24 protein-coding genes are annotated in these 24,171 nt (G+C 41.2%); 4 read left to right on the top strand and 20 right to left on the bottom strand.

Annotated elements, in window-relative coordinates:
- Position 1: 1 nt before the first annotated feature.
- The 20 genes from HPB14_RS06080 to secG form a co-directional block, all read right to left on the bottom strand.
- Positions 2-2,413, bottom strand: coding sequence for a DUF7494 domain-containing protein (locus HPB14_RS06080; protein WP_000266316.1), 2,412 nt, complete (start codon positions 2,411-2,413; stop codon positions 2-4).
- On the bottom strand, positions 2,403-3,881 hold the full coding sequence (gene nuoN, locus HPB14_RS06075; RefSeq protein WP_000904258.1) for an NADH-quinone oxidoreductase subunit NuoN: 1,479 nt from the start codon (positions 3,879-3,881) through the stop codon (positions 2,403-2,405). The genes HPB14_RS06080 and nuoN overlap by 11 nt, the downstream gene beginning before the upstream one ends.
- Complete coding sequence (locus HPB14_RS06070) at positions 3,868-5,406, bottom strand: NADH-quinone oxidoreductase subunit M (protein ID WP_001159932.1); 1,539 nt, start codon at positions 5,404-5,406, stop codon at positions 3,868-3,870. The genes nuoN and HPB14_RS06070 overlap by 14 nt, the downstream gene beginning before the upstream one ends.
- Before the next feature lie 3 nt (positions 5,407-5,409).
- Entirely contained in the window at positions 5,410-7,248 is a 1,839-nt protein-coding gene (gene nuoL, locus HPB14_RS06065; RefSeq protein ID WP_001200240.1) for an NADH-quinone oxidoreductase subunit L, read from the bottom strand.
- Between the two features lie 2 nt (positions 7,249-7,250).
- Positions 7,251-7,553 (bottom strand): NADH-quinone oxidoreductase subunit NuoK, encoded by a 303-nt coding sequence (gene nuoK, locus HPB14_RS06060; protein WP_000579758.1) that lies wholly within the window; start codon positions 7,551-7,553, stop codon positions 7,251-7,253.
- A complete protein-coding gene (locus HPB14_RS06055; protein WP_000464198.1) occupies positions 7,550-8,098 on the bottom strand; it encodes an NADH-quinone oxidoreductase subunit J in 549 nt (182 codons plus the stop codon). The genes nuoK and HPB14_RS06055 overlap by 4 nt, the downstream gene beginning before the upstream one ends.
- Positions 8,091-8,750, bottom strand: a complete 660-nt coding sequence (nuoI, locus tag HPB14_RS06050; RefSeq protein ID WP_001118535.1) for an NADH-quinone oxidoreductase subunit NuoI — start codon at positions 8,748-8,750, stop codon at positions 8,091-8,093. The genes HPB14_RS06055 and nuoI overlap by 8 nt, the downstream gene beginning before the upstream one ends.
- A gap of 9 nt (positions 8,751-8,759) precedes the next feature.
- On the bottom strand, positions 8,760-9,749 hold the full coding sequence (nuoH, locus tag HPB14_RS06045) for an NADH-quinone oxidoreductase subunit NuoH (protein ID WP_001277308.1): 990 nt from the start codon (positions 9,747-9,749) through the stop codon (positions 8,760-8,762).
- Positions 9,746-12,310 (bottom strand): NADH-quinone oxidoreductase subunit G, encoded by a 2,565-nt coding sequence (locus HPB14_RS06040; protein ID WP_000632169.1) that lies wholly within the window; start codon positions 12,308-12,310, stop codon positions 9,746-9,748. Before HPB14_RS06040 ends, nuoH begins: the two co-directional genes overlap by 4 nt.
- Positions 12,307-13,293, bottom strand: a complete 987-nt coding sequence (locus tag HPB14_RS06035) for a hypothetical protein (RefSeq protein ID WP_000012690.1) — start codon at positions 13,291-13,293, stop codon at positions 12,307-12,309. Before HPB14_RS06035 ends, HPB14_RS06040 begins: the two co-directional genes overlap by 4 nt.
- Before the next feature lie 2 nt (positions 13,294-13,295).
- On the bottom strand, positions 13,296-13,526 hold the full coding sequence (locus HPB14_RS06030) for an NADH-ubiquinone oxidoreductase subunit E family protein (protein ID WP_000819168.1): 231 nt from the start codon (positions 13,524-13,526) through the stop codon (positions 13,296-13,298).
- The gene (nuoD, locus tag HPB14_RS06025) at positions 13,523-14,752 is read right to left on the bottom strand and encodes an NADH dehydrogenase (quinone) subunit D (protein WP_000068229.1); all 1,230 of its coding nucleotides are present in this window, start codon (positions 14,750-14,752) and stop codon (positions 13,523-13,525) included. Before nuoD ends, HPB14_RS06030 begins: the two co-directional genes overlap by 4 nt.
- A gap of 1 nt (position 14,753) precedes the next feature.
- Complete coding sequence (locus tag HPB14_RS06020) at positions 14,754-15,551, bottom strand: NADH-quinone oxidoreductase subunit C (RefSeq protein ID WP_001888957.1); 798 nt, start codon at positions 15,549-15,551, stop codon at positions 14,754-14,756.
- Complete coding sequence (locus tag HPB14_RS06015) at positions 15,551-16,030, bottom strand: NuoB/complex I 20 kDa subunit family protein (protein WP_001183508.1); 480 nt, start codon at positions 16,028-16,030, stop codon at positions 15,551-15,553. The genes HPB14_RS06020 and HPB14_RS06015 overlap by 1 nt, the downstream gene beginning before the upstream one ends.
- Entirely contained in the window at positions 16,030-16,431 is a 402-nt protein-coding gene (locus tag HPB14_RS06010; protein ID WP_001183540.1) for an NAD(P)H-quinone oxidoreductase subunit 3, read from the bottom strand. The genes HPB14_RS06015 and HPB14_RS06010 overlap by 1 nt, the downstream gene beginning before the upstream one ends.
- 107 nt (positions 16,432-16,538) lie before the next feature.
- Positions 16,539-17,228 carry an SIR2 family NAD-dependent protein deacylase gene (locus HPB14_RS06005; protein ID WP_000793936.1) on the bottom strand — a complete coding sequence of 230 codons (690 nt, stop codon included), beginning with the start codon at positions 17,226-17,228 and terminating at the stop codon, positions 16,539-16,541.
- Positions 17,225-17,689, bottom strand: a complete 465-nt coding sequence (locus HPB14_RS06000) for an RDD family protein (RefSeq protein WP_000201736.1) — start codon at positions 17,687-17,689, stop codon at positions 17,225-17,227. Before HPB14_RS06000 ends, HPB14_RS06005 begins: the two co-directional genes overlap by 4 nt.
- The gene (pyrE, locus tag HPB14_RS05995; RefSeq protein WP_000351587.1) at positions 17,679-18,284 is read right to left on the bottom strand and encodes an orotate phosphoribosyltransferase; all 606 of its coding nucleotides are present in this window, start codon (positions 18,282-18,284) and stop codon (positions 17,679-17,681) included. Before pyrE ends, HPB14_RS06000 begins: the two co-directional genes overlap by 11 nt.
- Positions 18,285-18,287: 3 nt before the next feature.
- On the bottom strand, positions 18,288-18,845 hold the full coding sequence (frr, locus tag HPB14_RS05990; protein ID WP_000938332.1) for a ribosome recycling factor: 558 nt from the start codon (positions 18,843-18,845) through the stop codon (positions 18,288-18,290).
- Positions 18,845-19,447 carry a preprotein translocase subunit SecG gene (gene secG, locus HPB14_RS05985; RefSeq protein WP_014658518.1) on the bottom strand — a complete coding sequence of 201 codons (603 nt, stop codon included), beginning with the start codon at positions 19,445-19,447 and terminating at the stop codon, positions 18,845-18,847. Before secG ends, frr begins: the two co-directional genes overlap by 1 nt.
- Positions 19,448-19,564: 117 nt before the next feature.
- Here secG and HPB14_RS05980 point away from each other — a divergent pair, with 117 nt between their 5' ends.
- The 4 genes from HPB14_RS05980 (at position 19,565) to HPB14_RS05965 (ending at position 24,170) form a co-directional block, all read left to right on the top strand.
- Positions 19,565-20,293 (top strand): methyltransferase domain-containing protein, encoded by a 729-nt coding sequence (locus HPB14_RS05980; RefSeq protein WP_195182599.1) that lies wholly within the window; start codon positions 19,565-19,567, stop codon positions 20,291-20,293.
- A gap of 71 nt (positions 20,294-20,364) precedes the next feature.
- Positions 20,365-21,345, top strand: a complete 981-nt coding sequence (gene trpS / locus HPB14_RS05975; RefSeq protein ID WP_001170121.1) for a tryptophan--tRNA ligase — start codon at positions 20,365-20,367, stop codon at positions 21,343-21,345.
- Entirely contained in the window at positions 21,346-23,127 is a 1,782-nt protein-coding gene (locus HPB14_RS05970) for an extracellular solute-binding protein (protein ID WP_000699002.1), read from the top strand. It begins immediately after the preceding gene.
- Positions 23,124-24,170: a microcin C ABC transporter permease YejB gene (locus HPB14_RS05965; RefSeq protein WP_000562624.1), complete on the top strand. Its 1,047-nt coding sequence runs from the start codon at positions 23,124-23,126 to the stop codon at positions 24,168-24,170. Before HPB14_RS05970 ends, HPB14_RS05965 begins: the two co-directional genes overlap by 4 nt.
- The last annotated feature ends 1 nt before the right edge of the window (position 24,171 follow it).

Below are 24,171 nucleotides of genomic sequence, written 5' to 3'. Positions count from 1 at the left end.
GTCATGACTCCTTGTTTTTGAATAAATTTAAACCCTGTTCGCATAAATTTTGCCATGCGTTTGTTTGATCTTTTTGTTTTAACTGAACGCATTTTTCTAAACTGGCTCTAGATTTTGTTTTTTGATTGGTTAGATCCAGTAAGCTAGATTGCAAGTATAAGGCTTTTTGGTGATCTTCTAAAGAAAGCCTGCGGTTTAAAAGCTTGTCTAGCGTTTCTAACGCTTTTGAATAATCTTTGGTGGTTCGGTAAGCATCAATGAGAGCGAATTCGCTAAAGGGCGTGTAAGAATAATCCTTGTAAGCGTCTTGGAGTGTGAGTAAGCTTGTGGCATAAATTTTGACGCTTTTAGGGTCTTTTTCATTCTCTAGCAATTTAAAATAAACCAACGCCATGCGTTTATCGTCTTTGAAATGCTTTTCTAAAAACGCATACAGATTGAGGGCCAATCCTTTTTCATTGTTTTGCATGTAATCTGAAAATAAAACAAAAGCAATATCATAAAATTCTTTTTTATTTAAACTTTGAGCGAGGATTAAGGCGTCTTTAGAGGCCAGAGTGGAATTTTTAAAATCCCCTAAGCGGTAGTAATTGCGCCCCAAACGATAAAGCCATACCAATTTCTCGCTAGGGGTTTTAGCCGCTTTTAAAGCGTTTAGGGCAATGATTTGCGCTTTTTCTTTGAGCGATGCAAAATACAAGCAATCAAAGGCTTGGATTTCTTCTTTGAGGCTGAATTCAAAGGCTGTGATCTGGGATAAATATTTTAAGGCTTCCTCACAACGATGATTTTCTAATGGGGTTTTAGCAAGAATATTGAGCGTTTTTTGGATCAAGGGAGAATCTTTAGGCAAATTTTTTTGCATGCCTAAAACTTCAGCATAGCGTTTATTGTCAAACAAGAGTTGGGCTTTCAACTCTAAAGCTTTTTGGGCTTCATTAGAATTAGGGAAATTTTGAATGATTTTATCGTAGTGGGCGATTTTTTCTTGCGTGTTCCCTTCCATGGAAAAAAGGGCTTTTTCATCGCGCGCTCTAACGACAGAAGCCCGCTCCAATTCCGCATGGTCTTGCAAATATCGCAAATTGTAAAGGTGGGCGTTCTTAAAGTCCTTGATCCTTGCATACAACGCCCCTAAATCATAAAGCGCTTGCTCTTTAGCTTTCAGATCATCATCTTGATTGAGAAGCAAGTGAGCGATCTCAATCGCACTTGCATTCATCTGGTTTTTTTTCAATAACTTGAGCAATTCTAGGGCTAATTCGCTATGCATAGAAAGATAATCAGGGTTGGATTGAACCACCTTATCAATGAGGTATTTAGCGTTATTAAAGTTTTGATAATTTATCTCTGCTTCAGCCCAATTAAGCGCGATTTCACTCGCGCTCTCTTTGTCTTTGGCGTTAGAAAAAGCTTCTTTGAAAAGCATGCTAGCGCTGCTCAAATCAGAGCCTTCAGCCGCTTCAATGGCTAAACGCATTTGGGCTAAGGGAGCGTAGCGGGAGTTTTTGTATTCTAAAAGAATGCGTTTGTAATAGCGCACGGCTTGTTTGTAGTTATTGTTTTCATCTAAAGCTTTGGCGACATAGTATAGCGCTTCAGGGATATTAGGGTCAGTCGGGTAATTTTTAATCCATTGGGTGCCAATATCTATGAGTAAGGATTTTTTAATGCCTAATTGGCCTAATGCGATAATTTCTAATAAATACAAATCTTTTTTAAACATCGTTTGAGGGTAGTTTTTAAACGCACGGCTGATCGTGCGTAAAGCGTCAAAATAGGCTTGCGAATCCATTTGTTTTTTAGCCTCTAAATAAGCGTTTAAATCATAGCCCTTTGTGGTGAGTAGGGGTTTGTTATTCACATCCAGTTCTTGAATGATAGGGGTTTGAGCGTCTTTAATGACAATGGGGAAATTCAAGCCTTTTTGAGCGTTGTCTTTTCCGCTCAAAAAAGGGATATTTTGATCATAGCCTATGATTTGCCACATTCTGGCTTTAGGATCGTTTTCCACAAAAAGGGGGATCGCTTTTTTATAATCCCTATCAAAAGAAAAAAGGGTGAGTCTTCGCATCACTTTGGGTTTGATGTGTAAAATGAATTGTTGTTGGCGCATGGAATAGGTGATATTGAAAAAAGCGTTTTCTAAAGGGGTAAAACCCTCCTTAGGGATGGAGTCTATCACGCATTCTATGGGGCGTTTAGCGTGTATAATGGATAGAGAGGCTTCAATCCCGCTTGGCGGTTTTTCATTGGTATAAAAACAAGAAAACGCCTTATTGTGTCGTAAGGTTAAAACCGAAAAATCTTCCCCCCCTTCTTTGCCTTGCGTGAGTGTGAGGCTTAAGGCGTTGAGCGAATGGGAGAGCAAACCCACGCCAATTAAAAGAAAGAATTTTGACTTAAGCCACAAACTCTAAAAGCCCTCGCATCATAAACACAGAGAACAAGCACGCTAACGCCATGACAACAATGACCGCATAAATGGGCATGGTGGCGTTTTGGGTGTAAATATCGTTTTGAGCGTAGTTTTGGGTTTGTAAGGGCTTATTGAAAAACATCGCCACGAGCCAACGGAAATAATAAAACGCAGCCACCGCGCTATTAACTAACATCACCACCGCTAAAAGAATGTGATTGCTCTCTAACGCGCTTTCAACGGCTAAAAATTTCCCCCAAAACACGCTAAAAGGCGGGATCCCTGCAAGCCCAAAAACAAAAATAGCGCCCAAGATCGCCACTAAAGGGTGGGTTTTGATAAGGCCGTTGAATTTAGAATAGGGGTGATCGTAGCGTTCATCCCATGTTTTTTCCCGGCTTTTCAAGAGCCATAAAAGGCCAAAAGCCCCAATGTAAGTGAAGGCGAACATGAACCAATAGACAAACATCGCTTGTTGGCTATCTTGAGTGTGGATAAACACGCACGCTAAAGCGAACCCAGAATGCGAAATGGAGCTATAAGCGAGCATCCTTTTGACATCTTCTTGCCATAAAGCAATGAAATTAGGAATGGTGATAGTCATAAGAATCAAAACATAAAAAATGTCTTCTACCCAAGCGGTATGAGTGTCTATAAACGCCCCAAAAAGGCGAGTCGCTACCACAAAGCCAGCGATTTTAGGCACAATGGAAATATAGCTCGCAAAGACTGGGTTATTGCCCTCATACACATCAGGCATCCAGGTATGGAAAGGCACTAAAGAAACCTTAAAGCCAATCGCTCCAATCAAAAAGATAGCGCCCATCGCAAAGAGCATGGGGTTTGTGATGCCTTCAGTGTGTAAGTATAGGCTAATGACTTCAAGATTCAAGCTCCCTGTAAGCAGGTAAAAAGCCATCGCCCCCATAGCAAAAAACGCGCTCGCCATCGCCCCCATGGTGAAATACTTGATCCCTGCTTCCAAGCCGTAGCGTTTATCGCTCAACGCCATTAACACGCAAAGGGGCAAGGACGCTGTTTCTAACCCAATAAGGATCAATAACAAATGGTTGCTTGAAACCATGAATTGAAAGCCAGCAACAATAAACAAATATAAGGAATAAAATTCAGCGGTTTGAAATTCGTTGAAGCGTTCTTTTGAAAGGGCTAAGAAAATGAGGAAAAAAGCTGAGATCAAGACAATGCTTTGAGAGATGAGCGAGAGCGTATCCAGGCTTAAAAACCCAAAAAAAGCGTTTTCTTGCTCTTCTAACCCTAAAACCACTAAAAAATCTAAAACCAAAAAGAGCATGCATAAAAACACATTCAAATTGCGCGAAAACCTGGAAGTGAAAGCGTTGATTAAGAGCGTGAAAATCCCCCCACACACCAACACCAGCATGGGTAAAACGCTCTCAAAATTAAAGCTATCAAAAGAGATGTGGAGACTATCTATTAACATAAGAGACCTCTTTTATCTTAGTGTCCAATGAACCTAAAAAAGGGAGTGAGCGGATTTCTATCACCTCTAAAAGCTGCTTAGAGCCTTGCTCAATCGGTTTTAAAAGTGCTTTAGGATAAATCCCTAAAATCAAAATCAAAGCTAAAATCACGCTTAAAACCCCTACCTCACGAGCGTTCAAATCTTCAAACACGCTGATTTGATTGTTCCCGGTTTTTAAGTTGCCAAAGAACACGTTTTTATATGAAGTGAGCATGTAAATCGCTGATAGAATGATGCTTGTCCCGGCAATGATAGCCAAAAGAGGGTAAGTGGCAAAAAACCCTAACAAGCTTAAAAACTCTCCCACAAAGCCAATGCTTAAAGGCATGCCCACGTTCGCCATTAAAACGATCATAAAAAAGGCTGCAAAAACAGGAGCGCTTTTAGCGATCGACCCAAAGCGAGCGATTTCTAAACTGCTGGCGCGTTCTTCTAAGATGCCAGCGAGCAAGAATAATCCCATGACGATAACGCCATGCGCAAACATCATAAACACCGCCCCTGAAATCCCTTCAACATTGAAAGAAAAAACCCCAAGCACCACGACTCCCATGTGCGAGAACGAGCTATAGGCGATGAGGGTTTTTAAATCTTTTTGAGCGTAGGCTAGAAAACCTCCATAAATGATCATGCATAGCGCCACAATGGCTATAGGGGTTAAATAGATTTCTGAAAGCTCAGGAAAAAGCGGGAGCAAGAAGCGTAATAAGGCGTAAGTCCCCATTTTAGAAAGCAAGGCCGAAAGCATGACAGAGCCTAAAGTAGGGGCGTTAGAATACGCATAAGGCAACCATGTGTGTAAGGGAAAGAGCGGGATTTTAACCGCAATCCCTATTAAGAAAGCCACAAAGAGCCAGGTTTTAATCTCGCTAGAAAAGTTCAATTGATACCAGTCTAAAATATCAAAACTCATCATGCCGTAATTGCTAGCGTAGTAATACCCAATGTATAAAATGCCTAAAAGCATGCATAACGACGCTAAAAAGGTGTAGAGAAAAAACTTCATGCCAGAATAGATCTTATTATTACGGCCAAAACGACCGATGAGGTATAAAACCGGCAAGAGCGAGATTTCCCAAAAAGCGTAGAAAAAGATCATATTGAGAGAAGAAAACACGCCCATTAAAATCCCCTCTAACAACAACAAACAAATCGCAAAGTCTTTACGACGCTCTTTGACATAAATCACGGACAATAACACCACGATAGCGTTTAAGAGCAACAAAAAGAGCGCGATGCCATCAACGCCCACATGGTAATTCACGCCAATTTGATAGACTAATTCCTTCATTTCTTCAAACTGCATGCCGGCTGTTTGAATATCAAACCCATGCCACAACAACAAGATTAATAACAATTCAATCAAAGCGATGACAATCGCATACGCCCTGCTCGCTTGATCGCTCATAAAGAACGCTAATAGCGCGCTCAGCATGGGGAAAAAGATCACCACACTTAAAAGATGCGCATGTAAAAACTGCATTTCTTATCTCCCAAAAAAAGCTACAAACGCCAATAAGATTAAAACCCCGGCCACCATGAAGCGCAGCATGGAGGTTAAATTCCCATCTTGACTGATTCTAAACACGCGCCCTATAACAAAAACGCTTCTTCCTATAGTATCCACTATCGTATCAATGATCCTTAATTCCACGACCTGGTGCAAGAATGAAGCGATGGCGCTAAAAACTTTTGCAATCCCTTGATAGAGTTGCGGGATATAGTATTGGTTGAGCAAGAGCTTGTATAAAAAGCCCCTCTCTTTTTTGGAAGTGATACCATTTTTATATTTAAATATGGCATAAGCGATACTCAATAACACCACTATGGTGGTGATACTGATTAAAAGAGCGAGCGGGACTAGATACTCTCCAACGCTAGGGATTACTTGAGAAATAAAATGAAAAAACGGCTCTTCAAAAAACCCGGCAATGACCGCTAAAATCCCTAACGGCAGCATGCTTAAAAGCATGAAATTTTGAGCCTCATGGGGGTGGTTGATTTTGTGCTGTTTGGGTGCAAAAAACACCAGCATGATGAGCCTGAAGCTATAAAAAGCGGTAAAGATCGCCCCAATTAGAAGAACAAACCATAAAATGTGGTGGTGCATCCCAAAAGCCACTTCTAAAATTTTGTCTTTAGAAAAGTATCCTGCGAAAGGGTAAATCCCACACAAAGCCACTGATCCTATAATCATAAAGATAGCTGTAACCCTCATGGGCTTGTATAAAGCGCCCATTTTGGTAATATCCAAATTGTCTTCCATCGCATGCATGACATTCCCTGATCCTAAGAAAAGGAGGGATTTGAAAAACGCATGCGTGAAGAGGTGGAAAAGCGCGATCGCATAAGCCCCAAGACCGGCCGCTACAAACATATAGCCTAATTGAGAAAGCGTGGAATAAGCCACGATGCGTTTTAAATCCTTATTGACTAAGGCCATGCTCGCCCCAAAAAGGGCCACAAACGCCCCTAAGCATGCGATGAAATAGCCCACTTCAAACACCGCACTATACAAAGGGTTGGCTCTAATGACCAAATATACCCCAGCGGTTACCATTGTCGCTGCATGGATGAGAGCGGATACAGGGGTAGGACCTTCCATAGCGTTGGCTAACCATGTGTGCATAGGGAATTGCGCGCTCTTGCCCATAGCGCCAATGAAAAGAAACACGCTGATGTAAAAGAGCATGGAATAATCGGCGTTATTGAGCATGCTAAAGACTTCTTTATACTGGAGGGTGCCAAAATTCCAAAAGATCAAAATAATCCCCATGAGCATGCCTAAATCCGTGATCCGATTCATCACAAAGGCTTCAATGGAAGCGTTATTCGCACTTGTTTTATGATACCAAAAGCCAATGAGCAAGTAAGAGCATAGCCCCACCCCTTCCCAACCAATGAAAAGCCCTAAAAAATTATCGCTCAACACCAACACCAGCATGGAAAACACAAAGCCGCTGAGGTAGGAAAAATAGCGGTTAAACCCTGTATCATGCTCCATATAGCCTATAGAATACACATGCACTAAGAAAGAAACTAAAGTGACCACGACAATCATGACTGCATTGATATTGTCCAGCATGAGGGAAAAGCCGACTTTAAAATTCCCTACCACGATCCAGTCAAATAAATATTTTTCATAGCTTTGATGATGCCATGCTTGAATGAAAAGAACCACAGCGCCAATGAAAGAAACCAGCACGCACAAAGAATTGAAAACGCCCACATGCAACGCTTTAGCTTTAGCCCCAAACAGCCCCGCATAAAGTGCACCGATTAAGGGCAAAAACAACACCACTGACAGCAAAGAAGAATATTGCATGCTCAACCTTTCATAGCGTTTAAAGAATCAATGTCTAAGCTCTTGAATTTCTTAAACCACAAAATCACCAAGCCCAAACCAATAGCCACCTCACTAGCGGCAATAGCGATAATAAAGAGTGCAAACATCTGCCCGTCTAAATTGTGCGTGTATTTAGAGATCGCTACAAAACCGATATTGATCGCATTGAGCATGATTTCTGTAGAAAAAAAGAGCAACAGAATGTTTTTGCGTTTCAGCATGCCCGCTAAACCAATGCAAAAGAGCAGCCCTGAAACAATCAAATAGTGGTTTAACCCTATCATAGAGATTCCTTTATAAATTGCGTGTGATTTTTCCCATGGATTTTTTGAATCCCTGTAGCGATGCCTCCAACCATAGCGACTAGAAGCATTAAAGCTGCCGCTTCAAAAGGGATGAGGTAATTGGTAAAAAGCACATAACCAATGGCTTTAATGTTAGGGATTTGCGCATCAATAGCGTTGGAATTGACTTGATTAGAAAGGTTTTCGCCAATGCTAGGAGCGCTTAAAATCAAGGTGAGCAATACCGCCACGCCAAATGAAAGAACGCACAAGATTTTAGGGCTTTGCTTGCGTTCAATGACTTCTGCAGCGGAGTTGAAAAACATCATGCCAAACGCATACATCACAATGACCGCACCCACATACACCGTGATTTGCACCACGCCCAAAAACTCAGCGTCTAGCAAAAAGAAAAAAGCAGAGATAAAAACCATGCTGCTAGCAAGAGCGGTAATGGCATAGAGGATATTCGTGGTGGTGATCACCACTAACGCCATGCTCAAAGTAAGGATCGCAAAGAAATAAAAGGCAATGGTTTCAAACATTTTCATCTCCCTTATTACTTTCTGGGCTTGGAGACTCTTCTTTGGATTCTTCTTTTGAAGGCTCTTGGACATAATCTAAAGGGGTGGCCTGCATGCGTTCGTTGTAATTAGGGCTTACCGCACCAAAGCCTAAAAATTCGGCATGCGAGCAGTTTTTAGCGTCTTGTTCGCTCGTTAGAAACTCGCTTTTAGAGCCGTATTGGGAGCGTTGGGTGCTGGCGTTTTCAAACCGATTCCCCATAACGATCGCCAATTCTGGGCAAACTTCCGCGCACAGCCCGCAATAAATGCAACGCCCCAAATTGATCGTGTAAGAATCGATCTTTTTGCGGTTGTCTTCGCCCTTATGCGTGATGATCCTTATGCAATTGCTCGTGCAAATCTTTTCGCACAGCCCACAACCTATACACCTTTCAGAGCCTGAGTCTAAAAGCCGTTGCAGATTATGCACCGCGCGATAGCGTGGGCTTAAAGGGAGTTGCTCCATAGGGTAATGGATGGTTACGCTTGGGCTAAAAAATTCCTTGATCGTAAGCCCTAACCCTTTGAATAGATCCAAACCCAAACTCGTTTTAATGGTGTCTTTAAACTGCTCGGTCGCGCTATGGACTTCGGCTCGTTTAGGAAGTTGCTTGTATTCTTGTTTGGCCATAAAACCTCCTTAAATTAAAATGATAATGCCTGTTAGCACGATATTCAATAACGCTAAAGGCAGCATGATTTTCCAGCACATATCCATCAGTTGATCGGGCCTTACATGCGGATAAGTCGCTCTAACCCACATGGATAAAAAGACAAAAAAGCCCGCTTTAATCAAAATCGCTATGCCCCCAGGGATAAAGCCCCATGCGTTAAACCCGCCAAAAAACACAATAGAAATCACAAAAGAAAAAGCGAATAAATGCGCGTATTCCGCTAAAAAGAACATGCCCCATTTCAAGCCGCTGTATTCAGTGCAATACCCCGCCACGATCTCGGCTTCATGCTCTAACAAGTCAAAGGGGGTTCGATTCAATTCAGCGTAGCTTGCGATCAAAAACAAAACAAACGCTAGAGGCTGCTTAAACACAAGCCAGTCTAAAAACCCACCGCTTTGGTAATGATTGATTTCCACTAAAGAGAGCGATCCTACCACCATTAAGGGGGCTAGAATGGTTAAAGTGCTGACCACTTCAAAGCTGAGCAGTTGGATCGTCGCTCTCGCGGAGCCAATTAAAGAGTATTTGTTATTAGAGGCAAGCCCGGCTAAAATAGGCGCATAAATCCCTGCTGAACCCACAGCTAAGAAAAACAAAAAGCCAATGTTGATGTCAGAAATAAGGGGCTTGATCTCATAGCCAAACAGAGTGAAATTAGGGAAAAAGGGGATGGGCGCCATGGACACAAACGCGCTCACCATCGCAATAATGGGTGCTAGCGTGAAAATGAATTTATTCGCGCCTTGGGGGATAATGTCTTCTTTGGTGAAAAGCTTAATGCCGTCTGCTGCGACTTGCAAAAGCCCAAAAGGCCCCACATAACAAGGCCCTAAACGGCGTTGGAAATAGGCTAACACTTTCCTTTCAATATAAGTGGCAAAGCCTCCTAAAGCCGAAAAAACAGCGACTAAAATCAAAATTTTAATCAAGGTTTCAATGATATAAGCGCTCATGCTTGCTCCTTTAAATCCACGCTATCAAACACGCCCTCTCTAAAAAAGTTAGAATGGTTTTTCAAAAGAGAAGGCGAAATGACAAACACCTCTTGATCCAAGCTTTCATCAAGATACAAAACGCCTGTTAATTCCTCTTCTTCTTTAGTTAAAGTGATGTTTTGCCCCACTTCTTTATTCAATTTTTTTAAGAAAGCTTTAGACACATAGACACCGGCTTTTAATTGCAAATTCTCGCTTTTATTAGTAGCGTTATTGAATTGTGTTTCTGGGTATTTTAAATACGCGTTGAAAGCGATTTTTTCTTTTAAAGGCTTGATAGGCTCGCATTCTGTGGTTTCGCATTCTTTAGCACTCTTTTCAAAATGGCTTGTTCCTAATAAATAGCCTCTGTGATTGACCCTGTCGTTAGTGAAATAGTTGGTTAGATGATCAAATTCTATGGCTTTAAAGCCCGCTTCTGTAGGGAGTTTGTGGGTGCATTCTGTGAGATTTTCTTCCACAAAGCCAAAGCCTTGCATAATATCGCTCAAGTCATAGCCCTCAAACCTCAAAGCCGGTTTTAAGGGCAACACACGCCCTTCAACATTAGTGATCGTGCCTTCTATCTGGTTGAGACTGGGCAAAATAAAATCCACTTTACTGACAGCGTCTTTCCCAAAAACCCTATCGTCGCTATTGATAGTGAAATCCCCTTGAGCGCGAATGCCTACGATTTTTTCATGTTCAAAAATTTCTTCGCTCAATTGACAAATAGAAGCGATGCCTAAAGCGTTCGCGCTTGGAGGGATAAGAATGAGTTTAATAGCGCTTTTTTGGGCTAGCAAACGCAACATTTTAGCGATGTTATGGGTTTGTTTGTGGCTATAAATTTCTTCGCCAACTACTAGCAAGGTGTTATTTGATTTTTGCAAAAGAGCGAGAATTTTTTCATAAGTTTCTAAATTGATGCCCGCTTCTTCAAGCAGCAAATAAGTGGTTTTGGTAGGGACTTCAATTTTTTCTTCTTTAACCTCTGTCTTGTTTTCTGTTTGGTTTTCTTTTGGAGTAGTTGTTTCTTCTTGATTTTCTTCTTTTGGAGTAGTTGCTTCTGTTTTATCCTCTTCTTGATTTTCTGCCTTATTCTCTCCAATACTGCACCCTTGCTCGGCTTGTTCTAAAGCTTTTTTTCGCTCTTCTTCTAAAGCTTTAAGTGCCGCTTCATCTACAACGCTTTGCTTGGAATCTTCTAAGCTTTTTAGAGCCGCGCTTTCAATGTTAAGCATTTTTAAAAGCATGCCTAAAAGGATTTCTTCAGCCCCCACTTCATGGGTGATGCAAAAAGAGCTTCGGCACAAATTCGCTAGCGCGTTATCTTTGATAGGGTGCATAGCGATCAAAGAAGCTTTATTGAGTTTGAGAGCGTTATTAATAGCATAGCGCACCAAAGGGTTTTCTGTTTTGATAGAAGATCCTATCGTAACGACCAAATTGGAAGTTTTAATCTCTTCAACGCTGGGGCGTTTAACTTCGCCCAATACCTTTAAGAATTGCTGGAAACGATACGCATCTTGATTGTAGATTTTAAAATCAAGCTCTTTCCTCAAACGCTCTATTAAAAACGCCTCTTCATTCGTAATATCCCCACCTATTCGCACCGCTTCGCATTCTTTGAGAGCGTTTTGCACTTCTTTAAGATTGGTGCTGCCTTTAGGGCTAGAGCTCACGTCAAAAGCGAAACGGCCTGCCCCACAAATAGGGTTATGATAAAAATCATTAAGCACCCTAAAAATCTTAGATTCTTCGCCTAGAGTATCAAAATGGCGCACATCATAAGAAATCAAACACCCAGCTGAGCAATGCGAACAAGTGGAATGGATCTTTTTTAGTTCCCATGCGTTAGCCGTGTAAGCGAAATCTTTATAGCTCAAAGCGCCCACAGGGCATACCGCAATGCATTCTCCGCAATCATAGCAAGGAACGCTGCCCACAAAAGAAATAATGCCTTTTTGCTTACGACTCCACACGCTAAAAGCGTCTTTGGACATGCTGTCTTTAAATTTATCCGGAGCATGCAAGTCGGCTTTAGTGGCTTTAAGGTTGTTTTCGCCCACATTGTCCTTGCAAGTGGTTACGCACCTTTCGCACATGATGCACAAATTAGGATCATACAAGGCTTTTGCCCATGAATCTAGCGCTTTGAAATCATCAGCCACCGCATAAGGTTGGTGCTCCACGCCGGTTAAATGCGTCATGTCTTGCAATTCGCACTCCCCGCTCTTATCGCACACGCCGCATTCTAGGGGGTGGTTGACATCATAAGTTTGCATGATGCTTTTTCTTTCATCCATGAGCGTTGGGGTGTTAGTGAGAATGGTGGCGTTATTTTTGGCTTTCGTGTTGCAACTATAAACCCGTTTGCCATCCATTTCAACCATGCACATTTTGCATGCGACCGTGGGCGAGCAACCGCTTAAATAGCAAATGGTAGGGATGTAGATCCCAGCACTCCTAGCAGCCTCTAAAACGCTTTGTCCCTCTTGGCATTCAATCGTTTTGCCATTGATATTCATTGTAATCATGAAATTCCTTGAGAGTGGGATAAAATAGGGATATAAGGGTAAGCATCAAAAAACGCCCCTTCTAAAATCGCAATCAAGCCCTTCAAATTAGGGCTTTCTTCTAACTCGCATTCTAGCGTTTTATTGGAGATTTGAAACCCCGCTTTAGAATGCTGGATCTTATTAGCGATCTTAAATTGCTTGGAAAAAGATAATTTGGGGGTTTCAAGGCTCTTGTAAGAAACATAAACAAACGAGCCGTTAGCCTCACCCATTCGCTCTAAAAGCTCTAAATCTTTTGATTGGAGTTGTGATTCAAAAGGCAAAATGCCCTCTTTTAGGGCTGTTTCTAGCAGCCATTCTTGATCTTTAGAATCATAAAAAGCGGTCGTTGCGCCTGAATCATTGCAAGGGATATGCAAAATTTCTAGGTAGTTTTGCAACTCGCTTAAAAGGGTGTATAAAAAAGCGCTATGAGCATGCTTAGTGATTTCTCTGTTTAAAACAAGCACCCTTTTTTTTGCTTTAACAATAAGCACGATAAGATCTTGCAATTCCTCTTCGCTCATGTTCGCTTCAGAGCTTAAATACCCCACATCAACCTTTTCTAAAACATGCCCCTTTAATTGGGAAGTTTTTTCTAAAATGCCCCTTAAAATCAAAGCCAAAACCGCCGCTTCCGTGTGGATTTCATACGACGCAAAAAGGCAATTTTCTTGCAAGTCTCTTGTATCTTGTAAGGGTCTTAACAAGGCGTAGGGGCGTTTTGATTGGTTAATGCTTTCTAAAATCAATCGTTCGTTTTCATTCAAACAAGCGTTTGAAAACCCTCCAAACAAAACGCACAAATCGCTTTTTTCTAAAAGGTTTAAGCTATCTTCGCTCAATTTGTAATGGATTTCAAACCCTTTTTGAAGAGATAATTTTTCTAAACAATAGGCTTCTTTCAAGCTAATTGAAGAGCTTGCGCTTAAGGGAGAATTTAAGGGGTTAAAGCCGCTCAAAATCAAGCCTTTTTTCTCACGACAATCGTCCAATCCGCTTGATTGAAACGCAAAGAATTGAGAAGCTCATGCCCTTTAGATTGGATAAATTCAGCGCTCTTAGGGATATTAGAAAAATCCCCCACTTCAAACATGAAAATAGCGACTTCATTAGGCTGCATTTCTTTTTCAATCAATTCTTCTAATCGTTCAAAAATGCCCGCTTTTAAGGGGCGTAAATCAAAGCGTTTCATCTATCCACCTCGCCAAATACCGCATTGGTTGAGCCAATCACGGTTACCGCATCCGCTAAATATTGCCCCACTAAAATATCGCTTAAAGCCCCAATGTGATAAAAGCTAGGGGCTCTGATTTTTAATCTATGAGGGTAAGGCTCGCCCTCTGAATGGATAAAAAACCCTAATTCCCCTTTGGGGCTTTCTGTGGGGGCATACACTTCCCCAACAGGCGGGCGCATGCCTTGAGCCACTAAAACAAAATGCTGCATCAAGGCGTAGTTTTGCGTCATTATATCTTCTTTAGGGGCAGAAATATAATGCGGGTTTTGAGCCATGATAGGCGTATCGGTTTTTGCATACATAGGAATGAGTTGCTCAATGATGCGAATGCTTTCATCAATTTCTAGCATATACAAACAATACCGATCATAACTATCGCCATAATTGCCCACCGGCACATCAAAATCAAGCTCTTTATAAAGCTCATAAGGCTCTTCTTTTCTAATGTCATAAGCGATCCCAGTCCCTCTTAACATGATGCCGCTCATGCCCCAACTTTGTGCCATTTTTGGCGTTACAACGCCCACATTTTCCAAGCGCATCCGCCAAATGCGATTCTTGTCCAATAAGCCTTGAATGAGTTTTTTGCATTCCCTCATTTCGCCTAAAAACTTTTTCAAGCCCTCTAACCAATTAGGGGGTAAATCCAAAGGCACGCCCCCAATCCTTATAGCGTTATGCGTGAGCCTAGCTCCGCAATAATCCTCCATCAAATCCAAGCCGTATTCCCTCGTTTTAAACGCATACAAGAACACGCTCATCGCCCCCACATCTAAAGCATGCACGCTGATAAAAAAGATGTGTGAAATCATGCGGTTAAGCTCTAGTAAAATCGTGCGGATCACTTGCGCTCGGCGTGGGATTTCTAAATTGAGTAAGGTTTCTACCGCATAAGCGTAAGCGTAGTTATTGCTGGTAGAAGAAGTGTAATCCAATCTGTCGGTAGTGGGCATGTATTCGTTATAGGTCATGTTTTCGCCTAACTTTTCACAGCCTCTATGCAAGTAGCCAATTTCAGGGGTAGCCTTAATGATTTTTTCGCCCTCTAATTCCAAAATCAAGCGCAATTGCCCATGACTACTGGGGTGTTGAGGGCCAAAGTTTAAAATCATTTGGTTGTCGTCATGTTCAAAAATGATGTTTTCAAACTGAGGGTTGAGTTTCGTGAAATTTTGAGCCATTTTATAGCCTCTTTTTTAAGATAGTGGGGGCGATTTTGTGCAAATCTTTGACAAAAGGGATTTTCTTAAACGCATGCTTTTCTTCTGTTTCTTTCAATTCTTCGCCCTTGCCCTGCTCATAGCCAATTTTTGCAAAATTGAAAGTGTCTTTTTCATCCACTCTCGCGCTGTCTCGTTGCTCTTTGCCCACCACTTCTCGGTATTCTTTGCCAAAAATTTTATCCACTTCATACCATTGAGCGAATTCATCGCCTTTGAGCGGGTAAGAACGCAATAAGGGGTGGCCTACCCAATCATGCGGCATGATAAGGCGTTTCAAATAAGGGTGTTTGTCAAACACAATGCCAAGCAAATCATACGCTTCCCTTTCGCTCCAATTAGCCGATCGGTATAAAAAACTCAAAGAATCCACGCTCTCATTAGGCAACAAAACGCATTTCACGCGCACCCTACGGCGGTTTTTGCAACTATCGCTAAAACCCACGAATTGATAAAACAATTCAAAATGCCCTTTTTTAGCGCACAAATCTATCGCGCTCATTTCACTCAAGCACTCATAGCCCAAATGCCTTAAAATCGTAGCGGCAGAAAAAATATCGTCTTTTTTGATCCAAAACACAGCGGTGTTAGTCTCTATGTATTTGTCTAAAATTTCATGCTTGTAAGAAAGGTGGTTGTAAATGACCTCATAAGCACTGCCCTCTAAATATTTTTTAGGGGTGGGTTCTATGATTTTATAGGGGTCATGCTGGCGCGATTGTTTTTGCACATCTTCATAGGGGGATTGTTTTCTTACCATCACACTAACCTTTTGGGAGCGTCTTGTTTGATCGCTTTAGAGCGTCTGATTTTATCTTGCAAAACCATAAGAGCGTATTGTAAAGTTTCTGGGCGTGGTGCACAACCGGGCAAGTAAATATCCACAGGAACGATCCTGTCTGCTCCTTGAACGGTCGCATAAGTGTTGAACATCCCGCCCGTGTTAGCGCAACTCCCCATAGAAATCACCCATTTAGGTTCAGGCATTTGATCATAGAGCCTACGCATGAATTCGGCATGCTTTTTAGTGAGCGTGCCAGCGATGATCATCACATCCGATTGCCTAGGGCTCGCTCTAAAAATCGTGCCAAATCTGTCAAAATCAAACCTCGAACCCCCTGTTGCCATCATCTCAATCGCGCAACACGCCAAGCCATAAGTTAAGGGCCAGAGCGAATTAGAACGCCCCCAATTCAATAATTTATCCAAAGTGCTTAGAACAACCGGTGCTTGTTGCATTATTTCACCTCTAATTTTTGCCAGCTCAAAGCGTTTCGCTTTAAAGCGTAAATAAAACCAATGGTTAAAAAGAAGACAAAGCCTAGCATTTCAACGAGCCCAAACAAGCCTAATTTTTTAAAATCAATCGCCCAAGGGAACATGAAAACGATTTCTACATCAAATAAAATAAAAAGCATGGCCATGATATAGAAATGATGGGACACTCTATTAGGCTGTTTGAGAGCCACAGGCCCGCATTCATAGGGAGCGAGCTTGAGCTTTTCGCCCTTTTTTTGAGCCATTTTACGGCTTAAAAACCTTTGAATCCTTAAGGTTAAGTTAAACACCCAAAAGGTGAATACCAACAAAACAAAAACGCCAAAATAGGGGTGATTCAATGCTTCTGTGGCTTGTTGCATCAGGCTCTCAAACTCCTTTAATTATTACTTTTAGCAAACGATGGAAGCAATTAAACCATGTTTTTGCTAATCGTTAGCTGAAAAAATAAAAATTATTTTAACATCTCTTAAGAGGCCATTTCTATGAGTTTGGGCATTAAATCTTGCATGGCATGCACCGCGCTTTCATTAATGCATTGGACATTCTGGGGCAAACGGGCGTTTTTAGCCTTAGGGTCAATGTAATAAATGAGGGCGTCTTTGTTCGCATGCGTGTAGAGGCTAGCGGCGGGATAGACTTGCAAAGAAGTGCCAATGATGATTAAAAGGTGCGCTTGTTTGACTAAATAAATCGCTTCTTTAAGCAAAGGCACCGCTTCGCCAAACCACACAATATCAGGGCGTAATTGCGAATCATCATGGGCGAGATCGCCTAGGTGCAAGTCCTTTTCCCACCTATAGACTAAATTAGGATCTTTCTCGCTGCGAACGCTTAATAATTCCCCATGCAAGTGCAAAATACGAGAAGAGCCCGCCCTTTCATGCAAATCATCTACATTTTGGGTGATGATATTGACTTGATAGTGTTTTTCCAATTCCGCTAAAGCCTTATGGGCTTTGTTAGGATAAACTTCAAAAAGCTGTCGGCGCCTTTGGTTATAAAAATCCAACACTTTTTGCGGGTTCTTTTTCCAGCCATAAGGCGAGGCGACTTCCATGATGTCATGCCCTTCCCACAAGCCATCAGCGTCTCTAAAGGTTTTAATCCCGCTTTCTGCTGAAATGCCAGCCCCGCTTAAAATCACTAAATTTTTCATGTTTCCTCCTTGATGGTTTCAATATGAGTGCCGCTGAATTTGTCATGCAAAAAAAACTTAAAAATAAAAGGTGCAACAAACCCTATAAGTAACCCCATGCTCAACACCCACAAAACAAAGCGCCACAAAGCTAAAAAAAAGCCCACTTCTTCACCATTATTTTTGACTAATCTAAACTGAGCGTAACGCATGCCAGGGCTTTGGGATTTAAAAGCGATAAAAAAGCTGTGCGTTAGGGCGTAAAAAAGCAAGCATAAAAAAATCGCGCTCTGGTTTTCCCTAAAATCCTTCGCGCTCCCTAAAATCGCATAAGTCATTATATAAAGCATGGGGGTATAAATCATAAAAATATCGGTGATAAAGGCCTTTAAGCGCAAAGAGAGATACAGCCCTTTTAAAGGGCTTTCTAACGCTTGCTTTTTTTCTGGGGTTTTATTTTTTTTGGTTTTTTTAGTTGCCACGACTTCCTGGCTTTATAGCAACGCTAGTAGCGCATAAAGGGCAAGAGTTAGGCTTGTGCATGTCAAAAACAAAATCTTCTAAAGCAAAAAGGGGCAAATGGCTAGGCAAACACGCTCCCTCTTGGGCTTTTAAATGAGAATGGGTGCGTTTGCAAATGCCCCGATTGGCTAAAGCGCCAAAAGCCACGATGTGAGCGCCCTTTTCTTCTAAAACTTTAGCGCATTCCATGGCGGATTTCCCCGTAGTGATGATGTCTTCACACACTAAAATTTTTTCGTTTTTTTTGACTTCAAAACCACGCCTTAATGTCATGGTATTATCCACCCTTTCAGTGAAGATAAAACGCACGCCTAAAGCCCTTGCAAGCTCATACCCAGCCAAGATCCCCCCAATCGCAGGCGAGCATACGCATTCAATATTCAAATGAGCTTCTTTGATTTGTTTGGCTAATTCTAGCGCTAATTGTTCGGCTAGTTTGGGATCTTCTAAGACTTTAGCGGATTGCAAATAATAATTGGAATGAAACCCGCTGCTGAGCAAGAAATGCCCCTCTAATAGCGCTTGAGCGTTTTGATAACATGCCTTAATATCCATGGTTTAGACCTTTAAGATCGCGTCTTCTTTGTTTTTCACGCTTTCATCAATTTTTTTAATGGCTTCATCGGTGATTTTTTGGATCTGCTCTTGGGCTTTTTTGCTTTCATCTTCGCTGATTTCTTTGTCTTTTTCTAATTTCTTCACTTGATTGTTGGCGTCTTGGCGGATATTCCTTACAGCCACTTTAGCCTTTTCGCCCATCGCTTTGGCGTCTTTTGCGATGAGTTTTCTTTGCTCACTTGTCATGGGCGGGAAAAAAAGCTTGATCGTTTCGCCGTCGTTATTAGGATTGACGCCGATATTGGCTTCTTGAATGGATCTTTCAATTTCTTTGAGCAGGTTTTTTTCCCACGGGCTGATTTGAAGGGTGGTCGCATCCAAGCTCATCACGGATCCGACTTGATTTAATGCCGTGGGCGTGCCGTAATAATCCACTTTGATGTGATCTAAAATATTGACTGAAACTTTCGCGCTCCTTAGAGTGGAAAAATCCCTGTTTAAAGCTTGAATGCTTTTTTGCATTAGATCTTTGGTCTCGTTATAAATGGCTTGTAACATTATTTTTCATCCTTTTTTTGGTTGGTATGGGCGTTGGTTTGCGTTGCATGCGTTTTAGGCTTTTGGTGGGTGGTTGGGGGCGTTTTTGCACTCTCTTTGGTTTTTTCAATACCCTTTATACTATTCTCTTTATTCTCTTTTTTGGCATCATTTTTTTCGTTCTGTTTGGGGCTTTCAATAAAAGGTGCTTTGGCTGGCTCTTTAGGAAGCTCTTTAGGCGTTTGTGTAGGCATTAAAGGATTAGTGGGGGCTTGCTCTAAAGGGTTGAGCGTAGGGTTGAGTGTGGGATTAAGCGTAGGGTTGAGCGTGCCGGTGGCAGGGACTAAGGGCGAAAGCTCTTTGTTGGTTTTGGTTTCATCTAAAACGCTCTTGCCGTATTCTTTGTTGTAAAAATAGCCCAAAGCGATGGTGTTGATGACAAACAATAAGCCTAAAAACATGGTCAATTTCGCCATAAAGCTTGCGGGCCCTTTAGCGCCAAATAAAGAATCGTTGCTCCCGCTATAAGCCCCTAAGCCGATGCTAGAACTTTTTTGCAACAAAACCACCACCACAATCAATACCGCTAAAACAATTTGTAAGCCTAACAGAGCACTTGTCATAAACACTGATTCCTTAAATGCCTAAAATTTAGAAAAAATTACCCTTAATCTTATCTAAAATTTGCTAAGAATACACTAAAATTTAGTTTTAATTTCAATCGTGGCGTATTAAAGGCGGTGGTGTTGGACTCTTTTCATTCATTTAATCAGCATGCATTCAATAGGCATGCCAAAACTTATCACCTCTTTGCTCATATCCAGCAACAAATCGCTATTCATCTTGTTCAATTTTTAAAACAAAAACATTACGCTAAAGTTTTGGATTTAGGATCGGGGAGTGGGGCTGTTTTTAACGCTTTAGAGCGGCAAAATATTTTAATTGAAGAGTTTATCGCTTTGGATAATTCTATGAACATGCTCAAATTACACCCCACGCATTCTATTAACATTCAAAAAATCTCTTTAGAGCATGCGGATTTTGAAGAACATGTTTTTTGCGATTACGATCTGGTTGTGTCTTCTTCTTCTTTACAATGGGCAAGGGATTTAAAAAGCGTTTTAGAAAAAATCGCTCTTTCTAGTCAGGAGGTGGCTTTAGCTATCCATACGGATTTTAGTTTGCATGAAGTGCATGAGTTTTTAGGCACGCCTTCGCCCTTAAGGGATCTTAAAACGCTCAAATCCTTGATCAAAAACGCTTTTAAACATTTTCAAATAGAATTGGAAAACAAGCGCTTCGCTCTTTATTTCAACCGCAAACAAGATTGCTTGAATTACCTTAAAAAATGCGGTCTTTTAGGGGGTTCAACGCTGAGTTTCAAGCAAAAAAAACATTTTTTCCAAAACATGGCGTTTGAAAAATTGAGCTATGAAGTGTTACTCTTTTCTGGGATCAAGCGTTCTTAAAAACTAAGATAAATTAAAATATTAAAATTAGGTGGTTACAATAAACGCTAAACTAATGAGCGAGAAACAACATGCAAAAAAAACGAGTCTTTTCAGGCATCCAACCTACCGGGCAAATCCATTTGGGCAACTATTTAGGAGCGATCAAGCATTGGGTAGAGATGCAAGATGAATATGAAAACCTTTTTTGCGTCGTCAATTCGCATGCGATCACCCTACCCATAGATCCTGTATTTTTAAAATCCCAAAGCTATGAATTAGTCAAATTGCTTTTGGCTTGTGGGATTAATCCTGAGCGATCGGGGTTATTCATTCAAAGTGAAGTGGATGAGCACCCGGCTTTAGCGTGGTTATTAGATTGTCAGGTGTCTATGGGGGAAATGCAACGAATGACGCAATTCAAAGACAAGTCTTTAAAAAACCCTAAAAGCGTGAATGTGGGGCTTTTCAATTACCCTATTTTAATGGCGTCAGATATTTTATTATACCAAAGCGATTTAGTGCCAGTGGGCGAAGATCAAAAACAGCATTTAGAGCTCACACGAAACATTGCAGAAAAATTTAACAGGGATTTTGGGAATTGCTTTAAAGTGCCAGAGCCTTTGATCGCTAAAGTGGGGGCAAGGGTTATGGGGCTAGATGATCCAAAAATGAAGATGAGTAAATCGCATCAAGGGGCTAACCATGCGATTTTTCTTTTAGATGAGCCGGACATTATTGTGAAAAAAATCAAAAAAGCGGCCACTGATTCTATGGGCGTTATTGCATTTGATGAAAAAAGAGAGGGTATTTTTAACCTTTTAAATATTTACATGCTTTTAAGCGATGAAAGCCCAGAAAACATAGAAGAGCGTTTCAAAAATAAGGGCTATGGGGATTTTAAAAAGGAATTGACTGAAGTAGTGATCCAATCTTTAAAACCCATCCAAGAAAGATACAAAGAAATCAGCGACGATGAAGTGAAAGCCGTTTTAAATTGCGGAGCCGAAAAAGCCAAGCCTTTAGCGAGGGCGACTTACCAAAAGGCTAAAGAATTGATGGGGTTGGTTTAGATGAAAATTTTAAGTTTATGGTTAGGGGTGTTTTGTTTCCTTAAGGCTACGCCTTATTTATACTTGGGCGAAGAGCCTAAATATAAAGACAATTTCACGCATTTTGAATACGCTAACCCTAACGCTAGAAAAGGCGGTGTCTTAAGAAATGACGCCATAGGGACTTTTGATAGCCTTAACCCTTTTGTGCTTAAAGGCACTAAAGCCGAAGGCTTGGATCTCATTTATGACACTTTAATGGTGCAAAGTTTGGACGAACCTTTTGCAGAATACCCCTTGATCGCTAAAGACGCAGAAGTGGCTAAGGATAACAGCTATGTGATTTTTACCCTAGATAAAAGAGCGAGATTCAGCAATAACGCTCCCATTTTAGCGAGCGATGTGAAGTTTAGCTTTGATACGATCATGAAATTAGGATCGCCTATTTATAGGCAGTATTACCAAGATGTTAAAAAGGCGGTTATCTTAGACAAGCACCATGTTAAATTCATTTTCAAAACCACTGAAAATAAAGAGTTGCCTCTCATTTTAGGGCAGTTGCAGATCTTTTCCAAAAAAGCGTTTCAAAAGGATTATTTTGAAAAAAACCCCTTACTCATTCCTGTTTCTAGCGGCCCTTATGTGATCGCTTCTTTTGATGTGGGCAAGAAAATCACCTACCAAAGAAACCCTAATTATTGGGCGAGGAATTTGCCTAGCAGAAAGGGGCAATTCAATTTTGATCAAATCAAATTTGAGTATTACAAAGATGAAACCGTCGCCTTACAGGCTTTTTTAAGCGGGGCGTATGACTGGCGTCTTGAAAGCACGGCTAAGGTTTGGGCTAGGGGCTATGTGGGGAAAGCTATGGATAATAAAAAAATCACTAAATACCTAATAGCCCATAAAATGCCAAGCGGCATGCAAGGGTTTTTTTTCAACACGCGCCGAGAAATTTTCAAGGATAAAAGGGTGCGTGAAGCCTTATTCTATGCGTTTGATTTTGAATGGGCGAATAAAAATTTGTTTTTTTCGCAATACAAGCGCACCACCAGTTTTTTCAGTAACTCTATCTATGCGTCCCCTCCACTCCCAAGCCCTGAAGAAAAAGTTCTGTTAGCCCCTTATGAAAAGAGTTTGGATGAAAGGGTTTTTAAAGAGCCTTATGTCGTGCCTAGAACCGATGGGCCTGATGTTTTAGGCTATAATTTGAGGGAAAATTTAAAATACGCCCAAAAGCTTTTAGAGAGCGCGGGCTTTTCTTACAAAAACATGCGTTTGGTGGATAAGAATAACAAGCCTTTCAGTTTCACTTTGCTTTTAAACAGCCCAGCCTTTGAAAGACTGGCCCTAGCCTTTGCTAAAAACTTAAGGGTGTTAGGGATTGAAATGAAAATCCAAAGAGTGGATTTAAGCCAGTATGTCAATCGGATCAAAAGCTATGATTTTGACATGATCGTAGGGGTGATTGGCCAATCGTCTTTCCCAGGTAATGAGCAGCGCTTTTATTTTGGTTCTTTGAGCGCGAAAGAAAAAGGCACAAGGAATTATGCGGGAATCTCTAGTAAAGCGGTAGATGATTTGATTGAAAAAATCATTAACGCTAAAGATTATAAGGAGCAATTGGCCGCCATTCAAGCGATGGATAGGGTATTGTTGTGGGGGTTTTATGTGATACCGCATTTTTATTTGCCTAATTACAGGATCGCGGCGTATAATTACATCGGCATGCCTGAAATTAGCCCTAGCTATGGATTTTCGCCGTATTTGTGGTGGATAAAAAAAGAAAAGGATCTTCAATGATTGCTTATATTCTTAAACGCTTGCTTTTGATTATCCCTACTTTATTAGCCATCATGACGATTAATTTCTTTTTGATCCAATCCGCCCCAGGAGGACCTATTGAGCAGATGATGGCTAAAATCAATAACACGCAGTCCAAAGAGATTCAAGGCGTTGTTAAAGAGCGTTCGTATAGGGCGTCTCAAGGGTTGGAGAGCGATTTGTTAGAAAATTTAAAAAAACTCTATGGTTTTGACAAGCCCATAGGGGAGCGCTATCTTCTCATGCTCAAAAAATATCTGCAATTTGATTTTGGGGAGAGCTTTTATCGCCAGATTAAAGTGATAGATTTGATTAAGGAAAAATTGCCCGTATCCATTTCTTTAGGGCTTTTTAGCACGCTTTTGATCTATCTTATTTCTATCCCTTTAGGGATTTTCAAGGCCAAACGCAATAACGAGCCTTTAGATGTGTTAAGCAGCGTGGTGATCATTGTCGCTAACGCTATCCCGGCCTTTTTGTTTGCGGTGGTGTTGATCGTGTTTTTTGCTGGAGGGAATTATTGGCACTGGTTCCCTTTAAAAGGGCTAGTGAGCGATAATTTTGAAAGTTTGAGCACATTAGGCAAAATCAAGGATTATTTATGGCATATCACTTTGCCCGTTCTTTGCATTTCTTTAGGGGGTTTTGCAAGCCTTACGCTTTTAGTGAAAAACTCTTTTTTAGATGAAATGGGCAAGCTTTATGTACTGAGCGCTAAGGCTAAGGGCTGTTCAGTGGGGCGTATTTTTTATGCGCATGTGTTCCGCAATGCGATTTTGTTAGTGGTGGTGGGTTTTCCGCAAGCTTTTTTAGGCATGTTTTTTAGCTCAAGCTTATTGATAGAGATTGTTTTTAGCCTAGATGGGTTAGGGCTTTTAGGGTATGAAAGCATTGTGAGCAGGGATTATCCTGTTGTGTTTGGTTCGCTTTATATTTTCACGCTTTTGGGTTTGGTAGCGAGTTTGATAAGCGATTTGCTCTGCGTGGTGATTGACCCTAGGATTGATTTTGAAAAGCGTTGAG

The organism is Helicobacter pylori HUP-B14 (assembly GCF_000259235.1).
In the GTDB taxonomy this organism is placed as follows: domain Bacteria; phylum Campylobacterota; class Campylobacteria; order Campylobacterales; family Helicobacteraceae; genus Helicobacter; species Helicobacter pylori_CU.
Note: the sequence above shows the minus strand (reverse complement) of the source record. Positions and strands in the feature narration are given on the sequence as shown.

What these genes read in the sequence shown, in the direction of transcription:
- HPB14_RS06020 (WP_001888957.1), bottom strand. Translation starts at nt 15,551, where the DNA reads ATGGTAAGAAAACAATCCCCCTATGAAGATGTGCAAAAACAATCGCGC.
- HPB14_RS06015 (WP_001183508.1), bottom strand. Translation starts at nt 16,030, where the DNA reads ATGCAACAAGCACCGGTTGTTCTAAGCACTTTGGATAAATTATTGAAT.
- trpS (WP_001170121.1), top strand. Translation starts at nt 20,365, where the DNA reads ATGCAAAAAAAACGAGTCTTTTCAGGCATCCAACCTACCGGGCAAATC.
- nuoL (WP_001200240.1), bottom strand. Translation starts at nt 7,248, where the DNA reads ATGCAATATTCTTCTTTGCTGTCAGTGGTGTTGTTTTTGCCCTTAATC.
- secG (WP_014658518.1), bottom strand. Translation starts at nt 19,447, where the DNA reads ATGACAAGTGCTCTGTTAGGCTTACAAATTGTTTTAGCGGTATTGATT.
- HPB14_RS05970 (WP_000699002.1), top strand. Translation starts at nt 21,346, where the DNA reads ATGAAAATTTTAAGTTTATGGTTAGGGGTGTTTTGTTTCCTTAAGGCT.
- HPB14_RS06005 (WP_000793936.1), bottom strand. Translation starts at nt 17,228, where the DNA reads ATGAAAAATTTAGTGATTTTAAGCGGGGCTGGCATTTCAGCAGAAAGC.
- nuoN (WP_000904258.1), bottom strand. Translation starts at nt 3,881, where the DNA reads ATGTTAATAGATAGTCTCCACATCTCTTTTGATAGCTTTAATTTTGAG.
- HPB14_RS06040 (WP_000632169.1), bottom strand. Translation starts at nt 12,310, where the DNA reads ATGATTACAATGAATATCAATGGCAAAACGATTGAATGCCAAGAGGGA.
- HPB14_RS06030 (WP_000819168.1), bottom strand. Translation starts at nt 13,526, where the DNA reads ATGAAACGCTTTGATTTACGCCCCTTAAAAGCGGGCATTTTTGAACGA.
- nuoH (WP_001277308.1), bottom strand. Translation starts at nt 9,749, where the DNA reads ATGAGCGCTTATATCATTGAAACCTTGATTAAAATTTTGATTTTAGTC.
- HPB14_RS06070 (WP_001159932.1), bottom strand. Translation starts at nt 5,406, where the DNA reads ATGCAGTTTTTACATGCGCATCTTTTAAGTGTGGTGATCTTTTTCCCC.
- nuoK (WP_000579758.1), bottom strand. Translation starts at nt 7,553, where the DNA reads ATGATAGGGTTAAACCACTATTTGATTGTTTCAGGGCTGCTCTTTTGC.
- HPB14_RS05965 (WP_000562624.1), top strand. Translation starts at nt 23,124, where the DNA reads ATGATTGCTTATATTCTTAAACGCTTGCTTTTGATTATCCCTACTTTA.
- nuoD (WP_000068229.1), bottom strand. Translation starts at nt 14,752, where the DNA reads ATGGCTCAAAATTTCACGAAACTCAACCCTCAGTTTGAAAACATCATT.
- nuoI (WP_001118535.1), bottom strand. Translation starts at nt 8,750, where the DNA reads ATGGCCAAACAAGAATACAAGCAACTTCCTAAACGAGCCGAAGTCCAT.
- pyrE (WP_000351587.1), bottom strand. Translation starts at nt 18,284, where the DNA reads ATGGATATTAAGGCATGTTATCAAAACGCTCAAGCGCTATTAGAGGGG.
- frr (WP_000938332.1), bottom strand. Translation starts at nt 18,845, where the DNA reads ATGTTACAAGCCATTTATAACGAGACCAAAGATCTAATGCAAAAAAGC.
- HPB14_RS06010 (WP_001183540.1), bottom strand. Translation starts at nt 16,431, where the DNA reads ATGCAACAAGCCACAGAAGCATTGAATCACCCCTATTTTGGCGTTTTT.
- HPB14_RS06055 (WP_000464198.1), bottom strand. Translation starts at nt 8,098, where the DNA reads ATGTTTGAAACCATTGCCTTTTATTTCTTTGCGATCCTTACTTTGAGC.